This is a genomic window from Mesorhizobium sp. M1365 (assembly GCF_040317865.1).
Classification (GTDB): domain Bacteria; phylum Pseudomonadota; class Alphaproteobacteria; order Rhizobiales; family Rhizobiaceae; genus Mesorhizobium.
This window is the reverse complement of sequence record NZ_JAMYLG010000002.1, coordinates 319,628-344,797: the sequence shown is the minus strand read 5'-3', so window position 1 is coordinate 344,797 and position 25,170 is coordinate 319,628. Positions and strand designations below refer to the sequence as shown.

Here is a 25,170-nt window from a genome sequence, read left to right as displayed (position 1 = left end):
GGCGGCTGCTGGCAGGGCGCTCCTTGCGCATCTCGGCTCTCCTTCTGCTGGCCTTTATGGCGCTGTTTGTCGCCGGCTTCGGCTGGTTCGCCAATACCGTCAGCCGCCTGACTACGCCCGCCAATCCGGCAAGGGCCGACGCTATCATCGTGCTGACCGGCGGCCAATCGCGCCTCGACGCTGCGATGGGCCTGCTTGCCTTAGGCAAGGGCGAGCGGCTGCTGATCAGCGGCGTCCATCCCTCCGCCAGCCGCCGCCAGCTTCAGGCCGCGACCGGCGGCGACAAGAGGCTGTTTTCCTGCTGCGTCGACATCGACCGCGCCGCGCTCGACACGATCGGCAATGCCGAGGAAAGTGCCAAATGGGTCGAGGACCATGCCTACGGCACCGTCATTCTCGTCACCAATAATTATCATATGCCGCGTAGCCTGCTGGAAATGGGCCGGCTGCTGCACGGCGCAAGGCTCGAGCCCTATCCGGTGGTCAACACTAACCTCGAGAATGGCGGCTGGCTGACCAAGCCGGAAGCGCTGCGCGTGCTGTTCACCGAATACAACAAATACCTGCTGGCGCTGGCGCGCGGCATCATGCCGGTGAAGCAAACCGAGAGCGTCGCGCTGGCCGACGCCGCAGGCGGAAGCTGAACGGCACCGGCACTTTTATTCCCTGGCTCTTATTCCCTGGCTGCTGCATCCGATCGCAAGCGTGCGATCTCCTGTTCGAGCCGTTCGATGCGCTTGTCGCGTTCGCCGAGCGCCGCCGCCACGTCGGCCGCTTCGAAACGCTGCGGGATGTGCTGCGAGCAATTTGAATCCCAAGCCGAAACCGTAAACAGAATGACCTGCTCGGGTCGCGCCTTATAGTCTTGCGGCATCAGCTTTGCCGTCAGCTCGGCATCGCCCTCGACGACTTGCGCTTTGCCCCAGATCTTGATGCGCTGCCGGTGCGCATAATCGATCAGGAATAGGAAAGCCTGTGGGTTGTCGCTGAGGTTGCCCTGGGTGATGAACTGCCTGTTGCCGGAAAAATCGGCAAAGCCGATCGTCCGTTCGTCGAGCACCGTGAGGAAACCGGCAGGCCCGCCGCGATGCTGGATGTAAGGCTGCCCGTCCGCATTGGCGGTCGACAGAAAGACGCTGGTCTGCGCCTCGATGAAGGCGGCGAGATCGGGCGTAATTGCCGCCTGCCAGCCGCCACGCTCCTCGACACGGGCATAGGCCTGGCGCGAGCCCTTGCGCGCCTGAATCGCCTTCACCGTCGGGGTGAAAGCAACATCGCTGGTGTGAGCGTTCATGGAAGCCTCATCAAGCGCCGAGCTGCGCTGCATTGCTAGTCAGGAAAATACGTCCTTCCATCTTCGAGATGCAGATGCCATATCTGCAATCCATCCTTCCGTTTTCCGGAAGGGCAAATTTTCGGGAGAGCTATGGATCGCCTCCAGTCCATGTCGCTTTTCGTTGCCGCGGCGGAGACAGGCAGCCTCTCGGCTGCCGGGCGCCGCTTCGGCATTCCGCTGACGACGGTCAGCCGCAAGGTTTCGGACCTGGAAAAGCACCTGAAGACACGGCTGTTGAACCGCTCGGCGCGGCAGCTGTCGCTGACCGATGCAGGCCACGCCTATCTCGCCGCCTGTCGTCGCATTCTCGATGAGGTCGGCGAGGCCGAGCGAATAGCCGCCGGCGAATACAGCGCCCCGACCGGCGAACTGATCGTCACTGCGCCGATCGTATTCGGCCGCCTGCATGTGCTGCCGGTCGTCACCAGCTTCCTCTCCGCCTATCCTGAGGTGAGTGTGCGGCTGACACTCGCCGACCGGATAACCCAGCTGGTCGAAGAGCACTTCGACCTCGCCGTCCGCATCGGCGAGCTTGCCGATTCGAGCCTGATCGCCACCCGCCTGGGTTCAATCCGCCGCGTCGTTTGCGCGAGCCCGGCTTATCTCGCCGAGCACGGCACACCGAAAACGCCGCAGGAGCTTGCAGCACACAGTGCCATCACCTTCGAAGGGCTCACCGCCGCAGCCTGGAGCTTCGCCACCGGCAAGACCGAATTCAGCGTGCCGATCCGCTCCAGGTTACGGGTCAACACGGCTGAGGCAGCGATCGATGCGGCGATTGCCGGCGTCGGCGTGACGAGGCTGCTTTCCTACCAGATCGCCGCCGCAGTCCGGTCGGGTACGCTGCGCCCGGTGCTGCAAGAGTTTGAGCCAGACCCATGGCCGGTGAGCCTCGTCCATGCCGGCCAGGGGCTACTGCCGGTGAAGCTGCGCGCATTCCTCGACTTCGCCGCCCCGCGCCTGAGACAGCGCCTGCTGCAGGCCGCATGGGAAACGTGACGAAGACGGCCCTCGCAAGGCCGGGCCGATCGCCCGCCTCGCAGCGTTTCCTTTTTGCGGGCGCTTGGTGTAACCAACGCACACCTCCTCACCGGGCACTTGCTGTATGCTGTATTTCCGCTCGCTGGCGTTCAATCTCGCCTTCTACCTCAATTTGATCGTCCAGATGATCCTCTGGACCCCGTATTATTTCCTGTCGCCGCGCCATCGCGCCTGGTTCGTGCCGAAATTCTGGTCGCGCACCAGCATGTGGCTCTACGACAAGATCGCCGGCACCAGAAGTGAGATCACCGGCCAGGAAAACCTGCCTGACGGCTCTTTCATCCTGGCGCCGAAGCACCAGTCCTTCTGGGACACGATCGCTTTCCTGCCTTATCTCGACGATCCCGTTTACATATTGAAACGGGAGCTGACCTGGATCCCGTTCTTCGGCTGGTACATTTTGAAGATGCGGATGATTCCTGTCGACCGCGGCAGCCGCTCGAAGGCATTGAAAATGGTGATCGCCGCGACCAAACAGGAATTGGCGCGCAATCCGCGTCAGCTGATCATCTATCCCGAGGGCACGCGCCGGGCGCCGGGCGACGAGCCGGTCTATAAATACGGCATCGTCGAACTCTACACGCAACTTGGCATTCCGGTGGTCCCGGTCGCCCACGTTGCCGGTCTCTATTGGCCGCGCCGCAAATTCCTGCGCTATCCCGGCACGATCAAGGCGCGCTTCCTGCCACCGATCCCGCCCGGCCTCGGCAAGGACGAATTCATGCAACGGCTGATCGGCGAGACGGAAGCCGCCTGCGACCAGCTTCTCGTCGAGGCGGCACAGACGCCGAACCCGCCGCCGATGCCGCCGACGGCAATGAAACGGCTTGGTGAGCTCGATGCGAAACCTGAATTGAAAGGCTGAGACACCCGCCGCGCATGCCAGAAAGGCTCACGGCAAGGCAGCCAGGGCGGCTGTTGCAACCAGCGTCACGGCAAACACCAGATTGATGATCCGCGACGCCAGCGGTTTGCGCAGCAAATGTGCAAAAGCCGCGCCGGCGAGAAGCCACAAGAGATGAATGGCAGCAATCATCAAGGCGAGGACCGCCAGCTTGGCTGAAATAGCAAGACCGCCCGCGCCAGGAGACGCGCCGGCGAACACGGCGGCAATCGCCACATAGGCTTTCGGATTGGCAACGGCCAGAAGGAACCCGCCCAGGAAAGTGGGAGGTGCCGCCCCACCAATGCGTGCCGCCAGCGGCGGCGCCGTCGCTATCTTGAACGCCAGATAGAGGATGTAGGCTGCTGACGCGACCGCCAACAGCGCCGCGAGCTTCGGCAGCGCGGTGAGAACGGCCATGATGCCCGTCGCCACCACCAAAAGCACGAGAACCGTCCCGACAACGATTCCCGAGGCATAGCGCAGCGAACCGCGCAGGCCGAACGCGGCGCCGATCGCGGTGACGCTTATCGTCGCCGGCCCCGGGCTGCCCATGACGATGGCCGACGCCAACACAAGCGCCAGCAATCGCTCCCATAGCTGCTGATCGAGAAGACCCTGTCCGGTCATGCGGCGTCCCTGCATCCTGCGACGATGCAGGGACGGTAGGGCAAGGCAGCGGCGCCGGTCTTGAACGATCGTGCGCGGCTATGCGCTGGCCTTGTCGAGCTCGGCCAGATCGTCCGGGCTGAGCTGCAACGACGCGGCACGCACCAGGCTGTCGAGCTGGTCGAGCGTCGTCGCGCTGGCAATCGGAGCGGTGACGCCGGGCTGTGCCATGACCCAGGCAAGCGCCACTTCCGCTGGCTTGGCCGAGTGTCTGGCTGAAACAGCATCGAGCGCTGAGAGAATGCGCATGCCGCGGGTGTTGAGATAGCCTTTCACACCGCCACCGCGCGGGCTTTTGCCGAGGTCGGCCTCGCTGCGGTACTTGCCGCTCAGAAACCCCTTCGCGAGGCTGAAATAGGTGATGACGCCGATGTCCTCGGCCGCGCACAGGTCGCGCAGCGGACCATCGAAGGACGAGCGGTCGTAAAGGTTGTATTCCGGCTGCAGCACCTCGTAGCGCGGCAGGCCGCGCAGGCTTGCTACGTCAAGTGCGGCCCGCAGCTGGGCGGCGTCGAGGTTGGAAGCGCCAGCATAACGGATTTTGCCCTTGTCGAGCAGTTTCTGGTAAGCGCCGAGCGTTTCCTCATAAGGGGTCGCCGGGTCGGGGCCAGTGCGACAGATAGAGATCGACGCTATCGACCTGCAGCCTCTTCAGCGAAGCATCGATGGCCTGTTCGATATAGGCGGCGGACAGGTCCCTCTTACCCTGTCCCATATCCGAACCGACCTTGGTGATGACGACAACCTTGTCGCGGTTGCCACGGCTCTTCATCCATTTGCCGATGATGGTTTCGGATTCGCCGCCCTCGTGGCCGGCAATCCAGCGCGAATAGGAATCGGCCGTGTCGATGGCGTTGAGGCCAGCGTCGACAAAGCGGTCGAGCAGGTCGAACGAGGTTTTCTCATCGGCGGTCCAGCCGAACACATTGCCGCCCAGAACCAATGGCGCGATGGATAGGTCGGTGCGACCGAGACGACGTTTCTGCAAGGCTGATCTCCATGGTGATTCATGCTGGGGCGGGTGGGAGCCGCCGACCGAGCTAACCTATGTCGCACCGTGGCAACGTCAAACGCATAGCCTCTTTTCCAGCCCGCCGGCGCTTCACAAAACCGCGACCCGCCGCGCCGTGTCCGGCCCCAAGGCGCTGGTCCCGGGCATCCAAACCGGCAGCCTCTGAAGAAACGATCTGGCAAGTTTGGCACATAGATTGTCAAATCTGCCAATTCAGACCTTTGCCGGCCGGCCATAGGTTCCGCCGCGCCGACGCAAGTCTCGGCACGGCCTGGCCGGGGCTCAGACTGTTGGCCTCGGATTGTTTGTTATGGAGACCGGCATGAAAGCAATTGTATTTGACGCCATCGGTTCGCCGCGCGACGTGCTCTATGTGGATGACCTGCCGATGCCACGGATCAGCGACGGCGAGGTGCTGGTCAGGATGGTCTCGGCCTCGATCAATCCGGGCGACTTCCTGTTTATCCAGAACCTCTATCCCGAACCGAAGAAGCCGCATTTTCCCCGGCAGATCGCCGGAAACCATGGCGCCGGCATCGTCGAAGCCGTTGGCGCGAACGTCGGGTTGGAACCGGGGATGCTTGTCGCGTTCAGCTATTATGGCAGCTGGGCCGAGTACGCCGCCATTCCCGCCGAATGGCTGATCCCGTTGCCTGCCGGCTATCCTGTCGAACGCGCCGGGCAGATGGTGAACCCCATTACCGCGTGGGATCTGCTGGTGGATTCCCGTGTGCGGCCTGGCCAATGGCTGGCTGTCACGGCCGGCTATTCGTCAATTTCGACAATGGTGATGCAGTTCGCCCAACGACGCGGCATCAACGTCATCGCTCTTGTGCGGCGCTCGCACCAAAGCTTCGATCCGAAGACGCTTGGCGCCGCCGCCACTCTTGACCTTTCGGAGTTGAAGACAAGTATCCGGGAAGCCGTGATGGATATCACCGGCGGCGCCGGATTGAACGGGATTATCGACAATGTCGGCGGACCTGTCAGCGGCGAATTGATCCGCACCCTGGCGCTCGGCGGGCAGATGGTGATCAATGGCGGAATGAGTGCCGAGCGCTTCGAACTGCACAATTTCGACGTGTTGCTGAGCGGCGTCGAAATCAGGGCGAATATCTATCGCTACTTCTTTTCGCCGCCTGCCGAAGCCGACCGGCCTGTCCTATGCGAGATTATCGACACCTTCGGCCAGCCCGGCTTCCACGTTCCTGTCGGCGGTCTCCACCCGCTGACCGAGTTCAAGCTTGCCGTGGCAAACAGTCTGGATCGCGCCGATCTTGGAAAACAGATTTTCAGGATGTAGCCCGCGTCACGACACCGAAAACATCATGGTAACGACAAAAGGCGCTACGTCGCGATCCGTCTCGTCACGTCTTCCAGCCAGTGGTCGCTTATACCCAGTGCTTCGAGGTGCTCCAGCGTGCTGAGCACGTAATCCTCATTCCTCCCCGATTGGCCGACGGCGCCGCGAACGACGGCCGCCGCCTCGGCCGGGTCGAGCGCACCGGCATATTGCTCATGGCTGCGGTCCACGACATAGGCGACGGCGTCGACCGTCTTGCCCCCATCCGTTTCACCCTTGTCGAGGCGAACGCTGAGCACACGTTCGAGATAGACGTTGGTGACCAGCTCGCGTTCGCGCAGATAGGTAATGACCTCGTTGCGCAGCTCGCCTGGAACCCGGAACGCCAGCCCGATGCAGGAGCCTCCGCGGTCGAGGCCGAGCACCAGGCCCGGCCGTTCGCGCGTGCCGCGATGCACGAAAGAATAGACGCAGAGCGAACGGCGGTAGCCATGCAGGCGGGCGCGCCGCGTCTCGACATGTGCGAATCCCGGTCGCCAGATCAGTGAGCCGTAGCCAAAAACCCAAAAATCGCCCATATCGCCAAGCCTGATTGTGACGACCACCTCACCGGTGGTGTTTCAGTCCGTCTACCTGTTGGTGCCGCAAGCGACAGCCCGCCCGTGCCACCCCGCGTTAACGAAAGCCGCAGCATGACGTCAAGTGACGAGCGCCCGCCGCCCAGCCAACGTCGCCGCCTGTTGTGGCTTGCCGCTTTCATCCTCGTGCTGTTCGGCATCTACAGCGCCGGCTGGTTCTACCTGGCGGACCTGGTCGAGAGCGCCACCAAAAAGGCGGTCGCCGATCTCGACGACAAAGGCATCAAGGCCGACTGCGCCAATCTCGCGGTCAGCGGCTATCCCTTCAGCTTCACCGTTTCCTGCGACAGCCTGGCTTACGAGGACGACAGCCGCAACGTCGCGGCATCGACAGGCAAGATCAACGCCGCCACGCAGATCACCCGGCTTCTGTCGCCTGCCGCCGAGCTCAGGGGGCCGCTCAGGACCTCTGTTCCCGGCATGACCCCGCTCTGGATCGACTGGGATGATCTGCGGGCCGACATGAAGCTGTCCTGGCCGCTGCCGAGGCGCCTCTCGCTGCAGGCAGAAGGCCTGTCCGGCCAGACCGATCCGGCAGACGACACCGATCCCGTCTCGCTGTTCAGCGCCGGAACCGCCACCGGACAATTGCGCCCAAACGGCCCGGACATCGACTATGCCGGCAATTTCACCGATCTTGAAATCGACGCGGCGGCCATCGACGGGCGCGTCTTGCCGCCGCTCGACGGCAGCGGCGACCTGACGCTGAAGAACGGCGTCACGCTGATCAAGGCAAATCCGAAGAGCCTGCGCGGCCAGGCGGCCGAAATCCACAAGCTCGATCTGTCGTCCGGAACTGCGCGCATCACCGTTTCGGGACCGCTGTCGGTCGATGACGACGGTCTCATAAATGCCGACCTGACGATCAGGCTCAATGATCCAAAGGCCGTGGCGGCAATCCTCGCCACCGCCATCCCCGAGCAGAAGAAACAGATCCAAACCGGCTTTGCCGGACTGGCGCTGCTCGGCAACCAGCCGTCGATGCCGCTGAAGATCGTCAGGGGCAAGGCCTCGCTCGGCTTCATCCCGCTCGGCAAGATCAAGCCGCTCGACTAGAGCAACTCCAGGAAAAGTGTGAAACGGTTTTCCGTCCGGAATTGCGCAAAACAAAGAGATAGAGCGGTTCGGCGTTTCTGTGAAACGATGAACCGCTCTAAGCCGGGCCGGCCTGCGATCGGCCTGCCGCGGCTTATCCCTTCGGCGGGTGTTCGACTGCCTGGCGGCCGAAATCCGGTACGTCGATATCCTGGCCGGCCTCGATGATCGAGCGGCGGACGGCGCGGGTGCGGGTGAACAGGTCGAACAGTTTTTCGCCGTCGCCCCAGCGGATCGCCCGCTGCAGCGAGGACAGATCCTCGGAAAACCGCGCCAGCATTTCGAGAATGGCGTCCTTGTTGTGCAGGCAGACGTCGCGCCACATGGTCGGGTCGGACGCCGCGAGACGAGTGAAGTCGCGAAAGCCGGAAGCCGAGTATTTGATGACCTCGGACTTGGTCACCGACTCCAGATCGTCGGCGGTACCGACGATGTTATAGGCGATGATGTGCGGCAGGTGCGAAACGATGGCCAGCGTCATGTCGTGATGCTGCGGGTCCATCGTGTCGATGTTGGAGCCGCAGCGGCGCCAGAATTCCGAGAGCTTTTCCAGTGCTGCGGGATCGGTGCCGGGCAGCGGCGTGAAAATGCACCAGCGGTTCTCGAACAGTTCGGCAAAACCGGCGTCCGGTCCCGATTTTTCGGTGCCGGCCAAAGGATGGCCGGGGATGAAGTGCACGCCATCAGGCACGTGCGGCTGCATCTGCGCGATCACCGACGCCTTGGTCGAGCCGACATCGGTGAGGATGGCGCCCTTCTTCAGCGCCGGCGCGATCTCCGCGGCGACCGTACCGGAAGAACCGACCGGCACCGAAACGATAACCAGATCAGCATCGCGAACCGCCTCTTTCGCATCCGTCGTATAGGTGTCGCCAAGGCCGAGTTGGCTCGCCCGTGCCAGCGTCGCTTCGCTGCGCGTCGAAATCGCGATTTGGCCGGCGAGCCCCTCGCGGCGGATGACGCGGGCCAGCGACGAGCCGATCAGGCCGATGCCGACCAGCGCGATTTTTTCGAACATCGGTGATGTCATGGTGTTCTAGCTTTTCAGGAATGTCGCGAGTGCTGCGACAACGCCGCGATTGGCCTCTTCGGTGCCGATGCTCATGCGCAGCGCGTTGGGAAAACCGTACCCGGAAACGCGCCGCAATATGTAGCCGCGCGCACTGAGGTAGTCGTCGGCGGCCGCCGCCGAATGCCTTTTGTCCTCGGGAAAGTGGATGAGGATGAAATTGCCGACGCTCGGCGTCACCCGCAGCCCGAGCCCGCTTAGTTGCTCGCTCAGCCAGGCCAGCCAGGTCTCGTTGTGCGCGACGCTGCGTTCGATATGGGCGCGGTCGTGGATCGCCGCGATGCCGGCCTCGATTGCCGTTGCATTGACGTTGAAAGGCCCGCGCACGCGGTTGATCGCGTCGATGACGTGCATTGGCGCATACATCCAGCCGATCCGCGCCCCGCCCAGGCCCAATTTGGAGAAAGTGCGGGTCATGACCACGTTTTCCGCGCTGCCCACCAACTCGACGCCGGCTTCATAATCGTTGCGCCGGACATATTCGGCGTAAGCTGCATCCAGCACCAGAAGCACGTTTCGCGGCAGGCCGGCATGCAGGCGGCGCACCTCCTGGAACGGCACGTAGGTGCCGGTTGGATTGTTTGGATTGGCAAGGAAGATGATCCGGGTAGCCGGCGTCACCGCGGCGAGGATCGCATCGATATCGGCGCGTTCATCGGTCTCCTTGACCGTCACCGGGACGGCACCGGCCGACTGTATGTAGATCTTGTAGACCATGAAGCCGTGTTCGGTGATGATGGCTTCGTCGCCGGGCGCGAGGTAGGTCTGCGCCAGCAGGCCCAGAATCTCGTCGGAGCCGTTGGAGCAGACGATGTTCGCCGGGTTGAGCCCGTGCACCTCGGCGATCGCTTCCCTCAGGCGCCTGGCGCTGCCGTCGGGATAGACCGCGAGCTTGTCGGCGACCGCGCGCGCGGCCTCTATCGCCTTTGGCGAAGGGCCGAGCGGGTTCTCGTTCGCCGACAATTTATGGACCTTGGCGACACCTTCAGGCGCCGCGCTCTTGCCGGGCACATAGGCTTCGATGTCCATGATGCCGGCGCGGGGCTTTGGACGTGTCTGATCCGGTGTCTGGCTCATTTCATGAAATCCGTCGAGAGTGCCTCCATCCGGAAGCCGCAGCGGAAATACAAGCCGTGGCCCGGAATGTCGAGGGGCGGCAATTCGGGATCAAGAACTTGCCGTTGACGAAGCCATGCGCGAGTCATAGAAGAACGGCTACAGTTCCGTGGTGATTTGGCCGGTCGGCTTGCAGCCACGTTAAACAACTTGCTAAAGGGCCGTTTGCATCTTGTAACCGGCTTTGCGAAGGCATGGCCGGTTTTTTGTTGCCAGACCGGTGGACAACTGAAGGCCGGGCAAGGAGATGTGATGGTCGCTTTGCGCGCGCGAAAAACCAACAACGAGGCCGACCAGCCGTCGAGCCCGGTGTTGCGTTTCGGCGCCGACAAGCCGCTCAAGCTCGACGCCGGCACGCTGCTGTCGCCGTTCCAGATTGCCTACCAGACCTATGGCACGCTCAACGACGCGCGCTCCAACGCCATCCTCGTCTGCCATGCGCTGACCGGCGACCAGCACGTCGCCAACACCAATCCGGTGACCGGCAAGCCGGGCTGGTGGGAAGTGCTGATCGGTCCCGGCAAGATCATCGATACCGACCGTTTCTTCGTCATCTCGTCAAACGTCATCGGCGGCTGTCTCGGCTCCACCGGCCCCGCCTCGACCAATCCCGCCACCGCCAAGCCCTACGGGCTCGACCTGCCGATCATCACCATCCGCGACATGGTGCGGGCGCAGTTGATGCTGGTCGAGCATTTCGGCATCGAACAGCTGTTCAGCGTGCTGGGCGGCTCGATGGGCGGCATGCAGGTGCTGCAATGGGCCTCGAGCTATCCCGAGCGCGTCTTCTCGGCGCTGCCGATCGCCACCGGCGCCCGCCATTCCTCGCAGAACATCGCTTTCCACGAGGTCGGCAGGCAGGCGGTGATGGCCGACCCGGACTGGCATGGCGGCAAGTATTTCGAGCACGGCAAGCGGCCGGAAAAGGGGCTGGCGGTGGCGCGCATGGCCGCCCACATCACCTATCTGTCGGAAGCAGCGCTGCACCGCAAGTTCGGCCGCAACCTGCAGGACCGCGAAGCCCTGACCTTCGGTTTCGATGCCGACTTCCAGATCGAGAGCTATCTGCGCCATCAGGGCATGACGTTCGTCGATCGCTTCGATGCCAACTCCTATCTCTACATGACCCGGGCGATGGACTATTTCGATCTCGCCGCCGACCATGGCGGCCGGTTGGCCGATGCCTTCGCCGGCACCAAGACGCGCTTCTGCCTGGTTTCGTTCACTAGCGATTGGCTGTTCCCGACCGAGGAGAGCCGCTCGGTCGTGCACGCGCTGAACGCGGCCGGCGCCTCGGTATCGTTCGTCGAGATCGAGACCGACCGCGGCCACGACGCCTTCCTGCTCGATGAGCCCGAACTGTTCGCCGCCATCAAGGGCTTCATCGCCTCGGCCGCGCGGGCGAGAGGGCTCGGCGCATGACCCCGAAAAGTTGCGGATTGTTCGGATCAGGACCATGTGCCAGGCATCAGCGCATGACCCCGAAAAGTTGCAGGCTTTTCGGATCAGGGTCATGTGCCGAGCAAGAGCCGAAGGCATGAGCGTCAACCGCGCCCAGCGCGTCGACCTCGAAGTCGTCGCCGATCTCATCCCGCCGCAGTCGCGGGTGCTGGACGTCGGTTCCGGCGACGGCCTGCTGCTCGAATTGCTGCAGGAGACCAAGAAGGTCGATGGCCGCGGGCTGGAACTGTCGCAGCGCGGCGTCAACGAATGCGTGGCGCGCGGCCTGTCGGTTATTCAAGGCGATGCCGACAAGGATCTCCAATTCTATCCCGACAAGGGTTTCGACTTCGTCGTTCTGTCGCAGACCTTGCAGGCGACCCGCAATCCGAAGCTGGTGCTCGACGAACTGCTCCGGATCGGCAACCGCGCCATCGTCTCATTCCCGAATTTCGGCCACTGGCGGGTGCGCCTTTCGCTGCTCTTCAACGGCCGCATGCCGGTGACCAAGGACCTGCCCTATTCCTGGTACGACACGCCCAACATCCATTTCTGCACCATTCGCGACTTCGTCAATCTGTGCGACGAGCTTGGCGCGACGGTGGAAAAGGCAACCGCGCTCGACGCCAACGGCCAGCGGATCGGCTTCTCCATGCCTTGGTGGTTCTGGAACTTTTTCGGCCAGCAGGCGGTATTCCTGCTGAAACGATAGGTTTGACAGGCAGAAGCAACGAACCTCAGACCTGCGCAAGAAACCATATTTTCAATTTTCAATCCAATGAAGTTGCCCGGCATTCTTTGTTGCTTTAACAGGTCTCAAACGGGTTGGTTTGGGGGAAGCAATGAAGACGTTAGTATTAGCAACAGCTTTGATGTCGGCCACTTTGATTTCCGGATGCACGACGTCGAAGACCGATTTCCAGAATGGACAAGTCGCGTTGAGCGGCAGCCCGGCGCTGAAACGGCAGGCGATCCAGCGGTGCATGACCAAATTCAAGATGCGGTTCGGCAAGGTTGAAAGGGCAAACCTCGCCGCGCTCATGAACGTCCCGGATGCCGGATTGGAACACACGTTCTGCACGCGATTGATGAACGGCTTCGCGAACGGCAGGATCAACTACTCGGATTACCTGGCTGCATTGTCGCATGGCGACATGTCCAACGCGATCAAGGTGCTGCAGGGGCGGTGAAGCTGCCGATGCAGACGCGATCCAAATTCGGTGCCGCCAGATAGATGGCGGCACCATAGACGCCGGTTGTACCCGATCATTCCCTCTATTCAAGCACGTCCGTGGCCTTGTGCGGGTGCTGGACGCCATCAACGAAGACCACGTCGGACCGGGAATTGCCGGTACGCAGCGGCAATATCTCCTGATAGGCGGGCGAGTCGTACCATGCACGTGCCTGCTGCCGGTTGGGAAACTCGATGACTATGAGATAGCCCGGCCAGGTGTTTTCAACGACTTCCACCTCGCCTCCGTGCACCACGAAGCGGCCGCCAAACGGTTCCAGCGTGGCATCGATCTTGTGCAGGTACTCGACGATCTGCGGTCCCGGCGTGACCTGGCGCATATGGGCGACGGCGTAGGCGGTCATGGCGTAACTCCTTGTGGTCGAAGGCCGGACAACCGGCTTGATGGGAGCAGTTTGCCGAGACGTCGCGCACAGGTCGATTACCCCCGAGGTAATGACACTGAATACAAAACCGACGCGCCGCTGCCGTCAGCTGAAAGATATTTCCGCCTGGCACCGATGATTTCCACCCACCTGCGCTGTCCTTATCGATGAGCGCGCCTGGATGGTCCGGCGGCCGGGAATAGAGAGGTGATCCATGGGATCGTTGCAAAATCAGAATGTCGTCGTCGTCGGAGGCAGCCGTGGTGTCGGCCGCTCCATCGCGGAGGCCGCCCTCAAGGAGAAAGCGACGGTGCTGGCCGTCGCCCGCGGAAAACAGGCCCTGGCGCAATTTGCCTGGGAGGTCTCGGGCGTGAAGACGCTCGCGGCCGATGCTACGATGGACTCCGCCCCGGATAAGGTCTTCGCCGCGCTTGAGCCGGACGTACTGGTGATCTGCGCAGGTGCGCTGGCGCCTTCTGCGCCGGTGCATGAACAGAACTGGAAGGCGTTCTCGGCAAATTGGGACACGGACGTCAAGGCGTCGTTCCTGTTTTGCCGGGCCGCTCTGCGGCGTCCGCTCAAGCCGGGGACCCGGATCGTTCTGATCTCCAGCGGCGCGGCCTTGACCGGCGGACCACCGAACGCCGGCGGCTATGCTGGCGCAAAACGCATGCAGATGTTCCTGGCCGGTCATAGCCAGAAGGAGGCCGACCGGCTTGGCCTCGGCCTGCGCTTCATGGCGCTCGCGCCGATGCGCATCATGCCGGAAACCGGCGTGGGCAAAGCCGGCGTCGACAGCATAGCGGCCTATATGGGCATCCAGCCGGCGGACTTCATCGCCGCCATGACCGACATGCAAACGCCGGCCGATGTCGGACGGGCGGTGGTCGCACTCGCCACCGGCCAGCCGCAAGGCAGTTCCTTCATGGTGAGCGGTAGCGGGCTTGCCCCGGCCGCCTGAGGGGCGCGTAATGCAACGCTCGCTCGTAACCGCACAAGCCACATGACAGACGCTCAACCACCTCTGGAACCATCACGCCAGCCGATCCTCGATCGGCTGGCCTTCGAGAAGGTCACGGCCGCGCATCGCCGCGAGCTCAAGCTGCATTGTTATCGCATGATGGGTTCGCTGCACGAGGCCGACGACCTCGTCCAGGACACGTTGCTTCGCGCCTGGCGCGCAAGATCGGAGTTCGACGGGCGAGGTTCGGTTCGCGGTTGGCTCTACATGATCGCGACCAACGGTTGCCTCAACGCCATCAAGGCGAGGTCGAGGGCGCGTCGCATTCTCCGGGAACCCGGACGGCAGCCCTCGCACGGGGCGGCCATAGGCGGGCCCGTAGCCGACATCGCCTGGCTGGAGCCCTACCCCGACGCCGAGCTTCCAGACGTTGCCAGCAGCGAGCCAGGTCCGGAAGCCCGTTACGAGAGCCGCGAGGCCGTCCAGCTCGCCTTCGTCGCGGCGATCCAGGATCTGCCGCCCAGGCAGCGCGCCGCGCTGCTGCTTGCCGACGTCCTCGGATGGTCGGCTGTCGAGACGGCGCGTTTGCTGGGCGGATCGACGGCTTCGATCAACAGCGCGTTGCAACGGGCCCGCGCAACGCTGGCGACGCGCTATCCTCAGGGACGGCCGGCCAGCCGATCACGGCCCAGCCCCGAAGAAGGCCTGCTGCTCGAACGCTACATGCAGGCCTGGCAGGCCGCCAATCTCGACAGCTTGATCGAGCTGCTGCGTGAGGACGCCATCTACACCATGCCGCCTTGGCGTGAATGGTATCAAGGCCGCGAAGCGATCCGCGGTTTCTTCGAGACCGTCTGGCCGAGGTTTGGCGGCTTCCGCACGCTGGCCACCCGCGCCAATGCCCAGCCGGCGGTCGGGGTTTATTCCCGCAGCCACGATGGCCCTGAATGGCGGGCCCATTCCCTGCATGTGTTCGACGCAGCCGAGGGCGGGATCGCTTCCTTGACGATCTTCATAGGGCCGCTCGGGCCATCTCTGTTCCCGGCCTTCGGCCTGCCACCAGCCTAGCTTACCCCTGGGCCAGCCTTATCGGTCGAGTTCCGGGAAATAGGGGTCCGAGAAAAACCTTCGGTCGCGCTCACCTTGCAGGCAGTCGATCGGTGCGTCGATGCGGATCGTCCTCGGATCCACCTTGGGATACTCGATGCCGCTGACCTCGAGGATCAGTTTGCGGCGAGTGGCGGTGGCGAATTCGGAAGCAGCATAGATCGGCAGCACGAACGAGCCCGGCCCGCCGGTGACGCATTCGGCATAGTACCGGTCGAGATGGCTGAAGGTGGGTGACGGGCTGACCAGGATCGGCAGCCCGTTGATGACGATGCCCTTCGCCAGCGCCGCATCGCGTGCCGTTGTGACCGGCAAGCCGGTGTTGTTTGGGCCGTCCCCCGAGACGTCGATGACGCGGCGTTTGCCGGTGAAGGCCGTGCCGTCGAAAAGCTCGGCGCCGAAAGCCACAGCACCGGAAATCGAGGTGCCGCGAAAGCTCCTGAACGGGCGGGCCGCGATCTTGTCGGCGAAAGCGTTGGCGCTCTCCTTGCTGTCGACGACCTGCCAGGCAATGACCGCATCGTCGCGGATGGTGCCGGCCCATTCGAAATAGGCGATGGCGATGCGGCCGAAGGTACCGGCACGCACGGCGTTGATGAAGTCGGGGTGGCGCAGCGCCGCGACATAGCCGGCGCGCTGCAGGGCAAACTCCCTTTCATCCATCGACTGCGAGATGTCGACGGCCAGCACCAGCTCGACATCGACGGCAATTGCATTGGCCGGCGCGGCCGCAGGTGCCGCCGGGGTGCAGGCAAGGCAGGCGAGCAGGGCGAGTGCGTCAAGCATGGCCGATCGGAACGTTCCCATCTGAAACGATCGCGACAGTTTTTCGCCGCGATCGCGGCGAAATAAAGCTTGCCTTCTATTTCTTTCGGCCGGTCGAGGCGATCGCCGGGGGCGGTTCGATGGCACCTGCCCTGATACGGGCCGGCTTGAGTGGCGGTTGGCCGGCATCCTTGACGATGGTCAACGCCCGCCGGAAAAAGCGGGCATTGTGCTGGCCGCGGCCGATATTGAGGATCGCGGCGTCGGGAAGGCGCTTCTCCAGCATCGACAGCACTTGCCTCAGCGTTGGGCCGTCGAACGCGTCCAGCGCCTCGTCGATGATCACCCATTTCGGCCGTCGCAAGGCCAGCCTGGCAAAGGCCAGCAGACGCTGCTCGTCGTCGCTGAGCTCACGCTCCCAGCGCGCCGAGCGATCGAGCGAGGACGACAGGCGTTGCAGCCCGACATCGGCCAGCACCTCCGAGATCTCGGCATCGCTCGCCTCCGCCGCGCCGTCTGAATGGTTGAGCACCTCGCGCAGCTTGCCGAGCGGGAAATAGGGGGTACGCGGAACAAAGATCGGCGCTTCTCCGGCCGGCATGCCGATCCGTCCGCTGCCCCATGGCCACAGACCGGCAATGGCCCGGAAGAACAGCGTCTTGCCGGCGCCCGGATCTCCGGTGATCATGACCCGGTCGCCGGCGCGGATTTCGACATGCGGCTCGGCAAGCTTGGTGCATCCCTCCGGCGAGGCGACCTCGAGTTTCTCGAAGGTCAGGCTGCCGTCCGGGTTTTCGCCGAACGAAATGCGCCTTTCCGTATGGTGCAGCGCGTCGGTGTCGGCAAGCGCGATGCGGAAGTCGGCGACCCGCATCAGCGTAGCGCGCCAATCGGCGATGCCGCCGATATTGTTGATGAACCAGCGCAGCGACGAATGGACCTGGTTGAAAGCGCCGACTGCCATCATCAAGCCGCCAAAGCTGATATCGCCGGCGAAATAGACCGGTGAGGCGACCAGGATCGGCGCGACGACAGTGATCCAGCCATAGGTGTCGGTAACCCAGGAAAGATTGATCTGGGCGCTGTAGATGCGCCGCATGGCGCCCAGCACCATGCCGAGATCGAATTCGAGCCGGCGCCTGGCATCGGCCTCGCCATGCGCCAGCGCGATGGCATCGACATTCTCGTTGACGCGAACCACCGAGGAGCGCAGCTCCGCTTCACGCGTATAGCGATCGTTGTTGAAGCGGATCAACGGTCGCCCGACCAGCCAGCTCAACCAGGAGGCGGTGCCCGCATAAAGGATCGCCGCCCAGACCATATAGCCGGGTATGGCCAGCGAATGGCCGCCTATGTGGAAGACGAAGCCGGAAGACAGCGACCACAGGACCCCAACGAACGAGGCAAGCAGGATGCAGGACTGCAGCAGGCCGATGCCAAGACCGGTGGAAAGATCGGAGAGATGCCCGGCATCCTGCTGCAGGCGCTGGTCGGGATTGACGCCGATGGCGCCGGCATGGGTCAGCCGGAAGGCACGCGCCGGCCGCATCCATTCGTCGATCAGGTCGAGCGTCAGCGCCTCGCGCAGCTTCAGGCGGAGCATCTGGTCGAGCCAGGTCTGGCCGACATTGAGCACCACAAGCCCGCCGGCGATGCCGGCAAAGACCAGAAGCTGATGCAGGAAAGCCGGCATGTCGCGCCGCGCAAGCGCGTCGTAGAAAGGCTGGTTCCAGCGATTGAGCAGAACCTGCCCGATCGAGCTCGCCACGATGACGGCGACGATGCCGATCGCTGCCCAAAGCAATTGTTTTCGCACTGGCGAGCTGGTCAGTGCCAATTTGATTGTTGCCAGCTGCTCACGCAGGCTGCTGGCTTCGATCGACGTGGCAAGCTTCTGGGCGCTGGCCTCGACATCCGGAAGATCAGCCATGAGTGGATCCTTGCATTCGAAAGCGATGCTGAAACCCGGTCATAGAATCGACCGCGTATGCCTTCAATCCGGCAGCCAACCCGTCCGCGACAGACAATGCATGTCGCGCAAAAGTGTGCAGCGGTTTTGCGATAACGACATGCATAAAACAACAACCTAAAGCGCGTCGTACGAGGCCGGTCTAATGCGACGCGCTTTTGGTGAGAAAAAGCCTGCGTCGGATCACGAACGCGTCATCCTGGCGGTGTCGGACGTCCGGCCCGCGACAGCCCGGCCAAGCGTCGGCGCGCCATGCGGCGAGAGAACCGGCACGAAGACGCGGCGGGACGCGCGCTGGGCAACCGGCACGCCTTGATAGAGCCGCTTCTGCGCCTCGACAACGATAACGCCAGAAAAGATCGGCCAGAAGCGCCGGCCGGCGCGTTCCAGCACATTATGGAACTGCATCATGAAACGTCGCGGCGACGGCGGGAAGAACAGCGCATCGGACCACGCCGCCGGCGTGAAATTCGCTTCGCGCAGCAATTCGGTCAGCTGGCCGCGCGAGAACGGCCGGCCATTGCCGAAAGGCGTATGCTCGAAGCGTGCCCAGACGCCGCGCCGGTTGGGCACGACGATGACGACACGGCCGGCCGGCGACAGCACCCGCCAGATCTCGTTCAGCGTCTCGCGCGGGTTCTCGACATGTTCGAGCGAATGGACGAGCAGCATGCGGTCGATGCAGGAATCGACCAGCGGCAGTTCCTCGTCGAAGACCAGGGCAGTCGCCGTCGGCCCGGTCGCCGGCCAGACCACCGCGCCCTGCGTTGCCGGCATGAAGGCAAAGACGCGCTCGGCATCGCTGCCGAAGCGCTCCAGCCACGGCAAGGTGTAGCCGAGGCCGACCAGCCGCTCGTTGGGCACGACGGCCCATATCGAGGACAGCGCCATGGTGATCGAGCGTTCGGCCAGGCGGCCGAGCGTGGTCGAATAAAACGAACGGAGATCGACAATGTCTGAATGCATGCGCGGAACGGTAGCTTCGAAGCAGTCCAAGTTCAACAAAGGCAGATGACATCGGCTGGCAGGCGCCCTATGTCTGCGGCAATAAAGGGAGAGATGCGATGCCGGTCGAGATCGAACAATTCATGTGCCGCAGCGACAATTTCGGCGTGCTGGTGCACGACCCGAAAAGCGGCCAGACGGCGCTCATCGATGCGCCCGAGGAGGCGCCCATCCTGGCGGCGATCAAGCGCACGGGCTGGACCCCGACGATGATCCTGACCACTCACCACCATCTAGACCATGTCGAGGCCAATCTGGCGCTGAAGGAGCGTTTCAAGCTGCGCATTGTCGGGCCGGAAGCCGAAAAGGCAAAGATTCCCGGCATCGACGAAACTGTCGAGCAAGGCTCGGTGGTCCATCTCGGCGACGAGCGGATCGAGGTCATCGCCACACCCGGCCATACCGCCGGCCATGTCACCTATCATCTGCCGGCGTCGAAAGTGGCATTCGCCGCCGACACGCTGTTTGCGCTCGGCTGCGGGCGGCTGCTCGAATGCAAGCCGCCGGTGATGTACGAATCCCTGAAGAAGCTCGCGGCGCTGCCGGCCGACACGGTCGTCTATTGCGGCCATGAGTATACGCTGGCCAACGCCCGTTTCGCGCTGACCGTCGACCCGACCAATTCGGCGCTGAAAGAGCGCGCCGCGAAAGTCGAGGCGTTGCGCGCCGACGGCAAACCGACGCTGCCGACGACCATCGGCGAGGAACTGTCGACCAATCCGTTCCTGCGCTGGCACGATCCGGCGATCCGCAGGCATCTCGGCCTCGAGAACGCCTCCGACGCCGAAGTGTTCGCCGAGATCCGCAAGCGCAAGGACAATTTCTGAGCGGCGCCAGGAGCTAGGGTCATGACCAGTTCCGCCGAAATCATCGCCCTGCTCGGCCTGAAGCCGCATCCGGAAGGCGGCTGGTATGCCGAGACCTTTCGCGACGGCGCGGCAGGCACGCGCGGCCATTCGACGGCGATCTATTTCCTCCTCGAGAAGGACCAATTGTCGGCCTGGCACCGGGTCAAGGACGCGGCCGAGGTCTGGCATTTCTATGACGGTGCGCCGCTGGCGCTGTCGATACACCGAGAAGGCGGTCCCGTCATCGAGGAGATCCTCGGTACCGCGCTTGCCGCAGGCGAGCGGCCGCAGATCGTCGTGCCGGCGGGCTGGTGGCAGTCGGCGCGCAGCCTCGGCGAATGGACCCTGGTCGGCTGCACCGTGGCGCCGGGTTTCGATTTCTCCGCCTTCGAACTGGCCGAACCAGGCTGGCAGCCGGGAACGCCTAAGGCACCTTAGCCCAGCAGCAAACCCAGCGTGATCGCCAGCTGGCCGACGTAATACAGCGCCCAGACCCCATGGCGCACCCAAATGCGATGCGGCGAGATGGCGGGCAGCAGGAACTTTTCCGCGGCGTGCAGCCCGTCGGACAGCATGAGCAGGACGATGCCGCCAATGACCCAGACGCTGTTCAGGGTGAGCGCCGCAATGCCCATGCCAAGCAACGCCGCGACATGGATGCCAATCGGCAAACGCAAGGCCGGGCCGATGCGGCGCCAGAGCGCGAAAACCATCGCCAGCGCCAACACGGCCATCGCTAGGGCAATAATTCCTCGCCACGGTTCGGCCGAGAGCAGCCCGAGGCCGCTGCCGGCGCGCAGGAACAGCACGACGTAAAGCACATGCGCGGTAAGAAAACTGGCCGTGCCGCCAAGAAATGCCTTCTCGCCGTCGCGCGACAGGAAGGCGTCGCCGATGGCACTGGCGCCCAGCGCGGCGACGAGCAGCCATGGGCCGCCCTGCTGCGCGACCAGCACCGCCAGCATCGCCACCGCCAATGTCCTTGCCGCCGACCGCGAAAGGCGCGGCGGCATGCCGAGGCTGAACGCGTAAATCACCGCCGCCGCCAGCGAAAACAGCAGCGTCGCATTGGCATTGGCATCGATGCCGCCGGAAAACGGCATCACGCGTTTGCCTCGCTCGCGGCCCTCTTGCGCAGCAACAGCGATTTCGCCGCCAGTGCCGCGCCGCCGGTGATCAGCACGCAGGCGGCGAGGATGCGCCATGACGGCTCGGCGAAGCCGGCGGTGATCAGCACCAGGGTGGACAGCAGCGGCGCGGCATAGCTCGCCGCCCCCAGCACCTGGATGTTGCCGCGCTTGACGCCGATGTCCCAGGCATAGAACGCCGCCCCCACCGGCATCAGACCGAGGCCGAGCACGGCCAGCCACTGGCCGGCGCCGTTGGGCAGCACCGTTTCTTCCAGCAACAGATGGCAGACCAGCGAAAGTGCCGCGGTGGCGGCGCAGAACCAGGTGACGATGCTGGTCGGCACCGACGGGAAGCGCCGCGACAACAGCGAATAGGACGACCACAGCACCGCGCAGACGCCGGCCATTGCATAGCCGAAGGCATAACGCGCATCGAAGGCAAGCCCGCCGCCCTTGGTGACGATCAGGACCGTGCCGGCAAGGCCGAGCAGCGCGCCGGCGACGTGGTTCCAGGCCAGCCGCTCGCCCGGCATCAGCGCCGACCCCAGCACGATCAGCAGCGGCCACAGATAGGCGATCAGGCTGGCCTCGACGGCCGGCGCATTGCGCAGCGCGGTGAAATAGAAGAAGTGGTAGCCGAACAGGCCGGCAATGCCGATCGCCCAAACCTGGCGCGGTATCTTCGCGGCGCCATCAGCTGCCGGCATGAACAGCCGGGCAACCAGCCCGACGCAAGTGCCGATCGTAAAGGTGATTGCCGAAAGCAGGAACGGCGGCACGGCGCCCGAAGCATCCGTAAGCAGCGCCAGCAGCGCCCACATGGCGACCGCGGAGAAGCCGATCAGTGTTGCGCGCGCCATACCGGTCGCCCCCTGCCCATCGTTGGCGGCGCACCGTCACGCCTATTCGTTTGCTTCGAACCGCTCCGCGCTGATCGTCAACGGGCCGATTTGCGTGCTGACCGTGGCGCGGATCGGCGCATATACGCCGCTTTGGCCGACCGGTGCAAACGTCACCATGATGCGGCTGCGTTTCTTCAGGTAGTTCAGCGCCTTGCGGTTCTTGCGGTAACCGGCCACCGGCTCGAAGCCCAGCCTGCAGGTGACCGTATCGCCCTTGTAGCCGGCCACCGAGATCGACCCTTTGGACTCGTAGGTCAGTTTCAGATCGGCACGCATTTCGCCGTCATAGAGCTTCACCGTGCGCCCGCAGACCTGGTCGAGGCTGTCGGCATGGATGACGGTGGCGGCCATCGGATCGAGGACCGATACGAGATGGCTGCCGGCCAGCGGTATCCAATTCTCGGGATTGCGCTTCTTCGGTTCAGGCACGACCTTGGTCGAGGTGACGACGCCGTTGGCAAACTGGATGTCGATCATCGATGCCTTCTTGCCGGACGTGTAGTCGGCGTGGAACGCTTGCGGCTGCAACTGCTTGCCCGAAATCTTGCCCTTCGACGAGATCGTGCCCCGCGTATCGTCGAACAAAGTGGCGAGCCCGGCGGCGGAAACGCTGCCCTCGATCGAATAGGTGTCGCCCTCGTAATGGCTGGAGAATTTCGCCTTGGCCACGGAGAGGCCGAGGAACGACACCGAATACTCGCCCGTGAAGGATTGCGGCTCAGCGGCCGAAGCCGTTGTCGGCGGCGCGACGGCCAACAGCACGACCAGGGCATGGAGGAAAGAACGAGGCATGGGCGGGTCCTTGATTGTCGACCGGAGACGGGCGGCTCCGATCTGGCATGTCCCTGTGCGACCGCTTATAGGCTGAATTCCGGCCTTAATGTGAAGGCGGCGTCGGCAGGGACGGTGGGGCTGGTCGACGGCCAAAATAAAAAACCCGCCTCGACGGGCGGGTCGTTGGAGCCAATTAGCACCATACCGAAATTAGTAGCATAGCTGCCGGCACAAAGCAAGAACAAAATGTGGCCACCTGGAAAATCGCGACAGGTTTGCGCAGCCCCTCATCGCCCTGCCGGGCACTTCTCCCCGTATAGGGACGGGGAGAAGGTCGCCTTGCAAACGGTTTCGCCAATTTGCGGAGTTGCAGAAAGCGCCGAGCCTGCGGCCCAGCCCCTTCTCCCCGTCACTATACGGGGGAAGGTGCCGGCAGGCGGATGAGGGGCAGCGCCGGCATCGGTCATCTTTTGATTGATTCCCTTGGCACTAACCAACCCCAAGCTTGACGCCTCGGCGAAATGCAACTATGGAACGCCAACTTTTTCCATAAGGCCGCCTGACCGAAACCGCGCGCCACCCGGCGCGGGTCGAATGTTTGGCCAGGACCGAGAACCGAAGGTTAGAACCATGTCCCGCACCTGCGAACTCACTGCCAAGGCAGTCATGTCCGGCAACAATGTGAGCCACGCCAACAACAAGACCAAGCGTCGCTTCCTGCCCAATCTCGTCAATGTGACGCTGATCTCGGAAGCGCTGAACCAGAACGTGCGCCTGCGCATTTCGGCCAACGCATTGCGTTCGGTCGAGCATCGCGGCGGCCTCGACGCCTTCCTGGCCAAGGCCGATGCCAAGGAATTGTCGCAGCGCGCCCGCCTATTGAAGAAGCAGATCGCCAAGAAGATCGCCGAGCAGCCGGCCGCCTGAGTTTTTCGGCGGCAGCGCCTTCCAGGGCGGGGTCCGAACTCCGGATCGCGTTCCGCTGGTTCCATTACCCAGGATAAAAAAATGATTTTCCTCTCGCGGTACCTGCCCTTCGTGGCGGCCATGGCGCTCGTCGTCGTGGCCTCGAACATCCTCGTGCAGTTCCCGATGCAAGGTTCAATCGGCGGGCTGTCGCTGGCCGACATCCTGACCTGGGGCGCCTTCACCTATCCGTTCTCCTTCCTGGTCACCGATCTCGCCAACCGCCGCTATGGGCCGGCGGTGGCGCGCAGGATCGTCTTTGTCGGCTTCATGACAGCGGTGATCTGCTCGATCGTCATCCCACCGCTGCTGTTTCGCCACGGCCTGATCGAATTCGAGACCGCCGCCGACCGGCTGGTGCGCATTGCCGCTGCCTCGGGCGCCGCCTTCCTCACCGCGCAGTTGCTCGACGTCACCGTATTCAACCGGCTGCGCCGGCAGAGCTGGTGGCGCGCGCCGATCGTCGGCACGCTGGTCGGCTCCGTTTTCGATACGGTGGTGTTTTTCACCGTCGCCTTCGCGGCGGCGTTCGCCTTCGCCGGGCCCAACGACGGCTTTGCGCTGGAAACCGCGCCGCTGATGGGCGTGCTGCCGGTCGAGACGATGCGCTGGATTTCCTGGGCGCTCGGCGATCTCGGCGTCAAGCTGGTCATAGCGGTGGTGGCGCTGATCCCCTACCGGCTGCTTGCCGCCCGCTGGAGCCAACCGGCACTGGCAGCATGATCCCGAACCAAAGGTCCGCGTTAGCGAAAAGTGGGAACCGGTTTTCGGACAAGATCATGCTCAAAGGCTATCGAGCATGATCCCTTGGGTCCAGCTTGATTCGGCAAAAACGCCTGACGGCGGACGGGAACTCCGCCTGAAGCGGCGCGGCGGCGAATTCTCGATCATGCTTGGCGCCAACGAGCTGATGAACAGCCGGCTCAGCGGTTCCGAAGAGGCGCTGGCGAAACTGTCCTGCCAAAGGATTGCCGGCCGCCGGACCCCAAACATCCTGATCGGCGGCCTCGGCATGGGCTTTACCTTGCGCGCGGCGCTGGCCGAGCTCGGCGACGATGCGCAGGTCACCGTTGCCGAATTGGTGCCGGCGGTCGTGGCGTGGGCGCGCGGCCTGATGGCCGAAGTTTTCGACGGTTGCCTTGACGACCGGCGTGTCGGCATTCGCGAGGCCGATGTCGGTCAGCTCATCCGATCGCAAGCTTCGGCCTGGGACGCGATCCTGCTCGATGTCGACAACGGCCCCGAGGGCATCGTCTACAAGGCCAACGATGCGCTCTACGGCGCAGCCGGCCTGATCAGCGCGAGAGCAGCTCTCAAGCCCGGCGGTGTGCTGGCGGTCTGGTCGCAGGGCCCTGACGCAGGTTTCACCCGAAGGCTCAAGCAGGCCGGCTTCACGGTCGAGGAGGTCAAGGTGCGGGCTCACGGCAAGCGCGGCGCCCGTCACATCGTCTGGCTCGCGACCAAGGGGCAATAGGCCACCACCTCGCAATCCGGGCGGGCCTTGGTGGACGCCGCCCGGTACAC

The 25,170-nt window shown here is 63.6% G+C and carries 28 protein-coding genes, 1 pseudogene and 1 riboswitch; of the genes and pseudogenes, 15 read left to right on the top strand and 14 right to left on the bottom strand.

The window, feature by feature from the left end; all coding sequences use genetic code 11:
- The first annotated feature begins 56 nt into the window (after positions 1–56).
- Positions 57–644 (top strand): YdcF family protein, encoded by a 588-nt coding sequence (locus NKH04_RS03920; RefSeq protein ID WP_502898558.1) that lies wholly within the window; start codon positions 57–59, stop codon positions 642–644.
- Positions 645–673: 29 nt separating this feature from the next.
- Here the strand turns inward: NKH04_RS03920 and NKH04_RS03915 are convergent, their stop codons facing one another.
- Positions 674–1,294 (bottom strand): pyridoxamine 5'-phosphate oxidase family protein, encoded by a 621-nt coding sequence (locus NKH04_RS03915; protein ID WP_352471424.1) that lies wholly within the window; start codon positions 1,292–1,294, stop codon positions 674–676.
- A 132-nt stretch (positions 1,295–1,426) separates the two neighbouring features.
- On the opposite strand from NKH04_RS03915, the gene NKH04_RS03910 reads away from it, so the two are divergent.
- Positions 1,427–2,335, top strand: coding sequence for a LysR family transcriptional regulator (locus NKH04_RS03910; protein ID WP_352831656.1), 909 nt, complete (start codon positions 1,427–1,429; stop codon positions 2,333–2,335).
- 106 nt (positions 2,336–2,441) lie between these two features.
- Complete coding sequence (locus NKH04_RS03905; RefSeq protein WP_352831654.1) at positions 2,442–3,242, top strand: lysophospholipid acyltransferase family protein; 801 nt, start codon at positions 2,442–2,444, stop codon at positions 3,240–3,242.
- Positions 3,243–3,269: 27 nt separating this feature from the next.
- Here NKH04_RS03905 and NKH04_RS03900 read toward each other — a convergent pair whose 3' ends face one another.
- Together NKH04_RS03900 and NKH04_RS03895 are read right to left on the bottom strand one after the other, a co-directional pair.
- The gene (locus tag NKH04_RS03900; RefSeq protein ID WP_352831652.1) at positions 3,270–3,890 is read right to left on the bottom strand and encodes a LysE family translocator; all 621 of its coding nucleotides are present in this window, start codon (positions 3,888–3,890) and stop codon (positions 3,270–3,272) included.
- 78 nt (positions 3,891–3,968) lie between these two features.
- Positions 3,969–4,917 (bottom strand): annotated as a pseudogene (locus NKH04_RS03895) (aldo/keto reductase).
- Between the two features lie 346 nt (positions 4,918–5,263).
- On the opposite strand from NKH04_RS03895, the gene NKH04_RS03890 reads away from it, so the two are divergent.
- On the top strand, positions 5,264–6,244 hold the full coding sequence (locus tag NKH04_RS03890; protein ID WP_352831648.1) for a quinone oxidoreductase family protein: 981 nt from the start codon (positions 5,264–5,266) through the stop codon (positions 6,242–6,244).
- A 44-nt stretch (positions 6,245–6,288) separates the two neighbouring features.
- On the opposite strand, the gene NKH04_RS03885 is transcribed toward NKH04_RS03890, so the two are convergent.
- The gene (locus tag NKH04_RS03885) at positions 6,289–6,822 is read right to left on the bottom strand and encodes a gamma-glutamylcyclotransferase (RefSeq protein WP_352616048.1); all 534 of its coding nucleotides are present in this window, start codon (positions 6,820–6,822) and stop codon (positions 6,289–6,291) included.
- 114 nt (positions 6,823–6,936) lie between these two features.
- Here NKH04_RS03885 and NKH04_RS03880 point away from each other — a divergent pair, with 114 nt between their 5' ends.
- Positions 6,937–7,938 (top strand): DUF2125 domain-containing protein, encoded by a 1,002-nt coding sequence (locus tag NKH04_RS03880; protein ID WP_352452468.1) that lies wholly within the window; start codon positions 6,937–6,939, stop codon positions 7,936–7,938.
- 133 nt (positions 7,939–8,071) lie between these two features.
- Here NKH04_RS03880 and NKH04_RS03875 read toward each other — a convergent pair whose 3' ends face one another.
- Both NKH04_RS03875 and hisC read right to left on the bottom strand, forming a co-directional pair.
- Complete coding sequence (locus NKH04_RS03875) at positions 8,072–9,007, bottom strand: prephenate/arogenate dehydrogenase family protein (RefSeq protein WP_352471433.1); 936 nt, start codon at positions 9,005–9,007, stop codon at positions 8,072–8,074.
- Positions 9,008–9,013: 6 nt separating this feature from the next.
- Positions 9,014–10,123, bottom strand: coding sequence for a histidinol-phosphate transaminase (gene hisC / locus NKH04_RS03870; RefSeq protein WP_352831646.1), 1,110 nt, complete (start codon positions 10,121–10,123; stop codon positions 9,014–9,016).
- A gap of 138 nt (positions 10,124–10,261) precedes the next feature.
- A riboswitch (SAM riboswitch) is annotated at positions 10,262–10,339 on the top strand.
- A gap of 75 nt (positions 10,340–10,414) precedes the next feature.
- Between hisC and metX the strand changes: the two genes are divergently transcribed.
- On the top strand, positions 10,415–11,584 hold the full coding sequence (metX, locus tag NKH04_RS03865; RefSeq protein WP_292661143.1) for a homoserine O-acetyltransferase MetX: 1,170 nt from the start codon (positions 10,415–10,417) through the stop codon (positions 11,582–11,584).
- Between the two features lie 115 nt (positions 11,585–11,699).
- Positions 11,700–12,314: a methionine biosynthesis protein MetW gene (metW, locus tag NKH04_RS03860; protein ID WP_352471435.1), complete on the top strand. Its 615-nt coding sequence runs from the start codon at positions 11,700–11,702 to the stop codon at positions 12,312–12,314.
- Positions 12,315–12,365: 51 nt separating this feature from the next.
- Here the strand turns inward: metW and NKH04_RS03855 are convergent, their stop codons facing one another.
- Positions 12,366–12,587 (bottom strand): hypothetical protein, encoded by a 222-nt coding sequence (locus NKH04_RS03855; RefSeq protein WP_352616055.1) that lies wholly within the window; start codon positions 12,585–12,587, stop codon positions 12,366–12,368.
- Here NKH04_RS03855 and NKH04_RS03850 point away from each other — a divergent pair.
- A complete protein-coding gene (locus NKH04_RS03850) occupies positions 12,586–12,792 on the top strand; it encodes a hypothetical protein (RefSeq protein WP_352483502.1) in 207 nt (68 codons plus the stop codon). The genes NKH04_RS03855 and NKH04_RS03850 overlap by 2 nt on opposite strands.
- A gap of 85 nt (positions 12,793–12,877) precedes the next feature.
- Here NKH04_RS03850 and NKH04_RS03845 read toward each other — a convergent pair whose 3' ends face one another.
- On the bottom strand, positions 12,878–13,198 hold the full coding sequence (locus NKH04_RS03845; RefSeq protein WP_352540204.1) for a DUF1330 domain-containing protein: 321 nt from the start codon (positions 13,196–13,198) through the stop codon (positions 12,878–12,880).
- A 235-nt stretch (positions 13,199–13,433) separates the two neighbouring features.
- On the opposite strand from NKH04_RS03845, the gene NKH04_RS03840 reads away from it, so the two are divergent.
- Entirely contained in the window at positions 13,434–14,180 is a 747-nt protein-coding gene (locus NKH04_RS03840; protein WP_352683094.1) for an SDR family NAD(P)-dependent oxidoreductase, read from the top strand.
- A 42-nt stretch (positions 14,181–14,222) separates the two neighbouring features.
- Positions 14,223–15,248, top strand: coding sequence for an RNA polymerase subunit sigma-70 (locus tag NKH04_RS03835; RefSeq protein ID WP_352831644.1), 1,026 nt, complete (start codon positions 14,223–14,225; stop codon positions 15,246–15,248).
- An 18-nt stretch (positions 15,249–15,266) separates the two neighbouring features.
- Here NKH04_RS03835 and NKH04_RS03830 read toward each other — a convergent pair whose 3' ends face one another.
- From NKH04_RS03830 to NKH04_RS03820, 3 genes are all read right to left on the bottom strand, one after another.
- The gene (locus NKH04_RS03830) at positions 15,267–16,073 is read right to left on the bottom strand and encodes a DUF1194 domain-containing protein (protein ID WP_352616064.1); all 807 of its coding nucleotides are present in this window, start codon (positions 16,071–16,073) and stop codon (positions 15,267–15,269) included.
- Between the two features lie 76 nt (positions 16,074–16,149).
- The gene (locus NKH04_RS03825; RefSeq protein ID WP_352768121.1) at positions 16,150–17,982 is read right to left on the bottom strand and encodes an ABC transporter ATP-binding protein/permease; all 1,833 of its coding nucleotides are present in this window, start codon (positions 17,980–17,982) and stop codon (positions 16,150–16,152) included.
- A gap of 222 nt (positions 17,983–18,204) precedes the next feature.
- Positions 18,205–18,987 (bottom strand): class I SAM-dependent methyltransferase, encoded by a 783-nt coding sequence (locus NKH04_RS03820; protein ID WP_023677904.1) that lies wholly within the window; start codon positions 18,985–18,987, stop codon positions 18,205–18,207.
- Between the two features lie 98 nt (positions 18,988–19,085).
- On the opposite strand from NKH04_RS03820, the gene gloB reads away from it, so the two are divergent.
- On the top strand, positions 19,086–19,853 hold the full coding sequence (gene gloB, locus NKH04_RS03815; RefSeq protein ID WP_352831641.1) for a hydroxyacylglutathione hydrolase: 768 nt from the start codon (positions 19,086–19,088) through the stop codon (positions 19,851–19,853).
- 21 nt (positions 19,854–19,874) lie between these two features.
- Positions 19,875–20,312 carry a cupin domain-containing protein gene (locus NKH04_RS03810; RefSeq protein ID WP_352831639.1) on the top strand — a complete coding sequence of 146 codons (438 nt, stop codon included), beginning with the start codon at positions 19,875–19,877 and terminating at the stop codon, positions 20,310–20,312.
- Here NKH04_RS03810 and NKH04_RS03805 read toward each other — a convergent pair.
- From NKH04_RS03805 to NKH04_RS03795, 3 genes are read right to left on the bottom strand one after another with little or no spacing between them, the layout of a single operon-like run.
- The gene (locus NKH04_RS03805; protein ID WP_352831637.1) at positions 20,309–20,977 is read right to left on the bottom strand and encodes a lysoplasmalogenase family protein; all 669 of its coding nucleotides are present in this window, start codon (positions 20,975–20,977) and stop codon (positions 20,309–20,311) included. The two genes, NKH04_RS03810 and NKH04_RS03805, sit on opposite strands and share 4 nt — an antisense overlap.
- The gene (gene yddG / locus NKH04_RS03800) at positions 20,977–21,864 is read right to left on the bottom strand and encodes an aromatic amino acid exporter YddG (RefSeq protein ID WP_352831635.1); all 888 of its coding nucleotides are present in this window, start codon (positions 21,862–21,864) and stop codon (positions 20,977–20,979) included. The genes NKH04_RS03805 and yddG overlap by 1 nt, the downstream gene beginning before the upstream one ends.
- A gap of 42 nt (positions 21,865–21,906) precedes the next feature.
- The gene (locus tag NKH04_RS03795; protein WP_352831633.1) at positions 21,907–22,698 is read right to left on the bottom strand and encodes a DUF3108 domain-containing protein; all 792 of its coding nucleotides are present in this window, start codon (positions 22,696–22,698) and stop codon (positions 21,907–21,909) included.
- 612 nt (positions 22,699–23,310) lie between these two features.
- Between NKH04_RS03795 and rpmB the strand changes: the two genes are divergently transcribed.
- The 3 genes from rpmB to NKH04_RS03780 all read left to right on the top strand — a co-directional run bounded on the left by rpmB (position 23,311) and on the right by NKH04_RS03780 (position 25,120).
- Positions 23,311–23,607: a 50S ribosomal protein L28 gene (gene rpmB / locus NKH04_RS03790; RefSeq protein ID WP_352505075.1), complete on the top strand. Its 297-nt coding sequence runs from the start codon at positions 23,311–23,313 to the stop codon at positions 23,605–23,607.
- Positions 23,608–23,688: 81 nt separating this feature from the next.
- Positions 23,689–24,369, top strand: a complete 681-nt coding sequence (locus NKH04_RS03785) for a queuosine precursor transporter (RefSeq protein WP_352505074.1) — start codon at positions 23,689–23,691, stop codon at positions 24,367–24,369.
- A gap of 76 nt (positions 24,370–24,445) precedes the next feature.
- Entirely contained in the window at positions 24,446–25,120 is a 675-nt protein-coding gene (locus NKH04_RS03780) for a spermidine synthase (RefSeq protein ID WP_352831631.1), read from the top strand.
- Positions 25,121–25,170 lie beyond the last annotated feature (50 nt).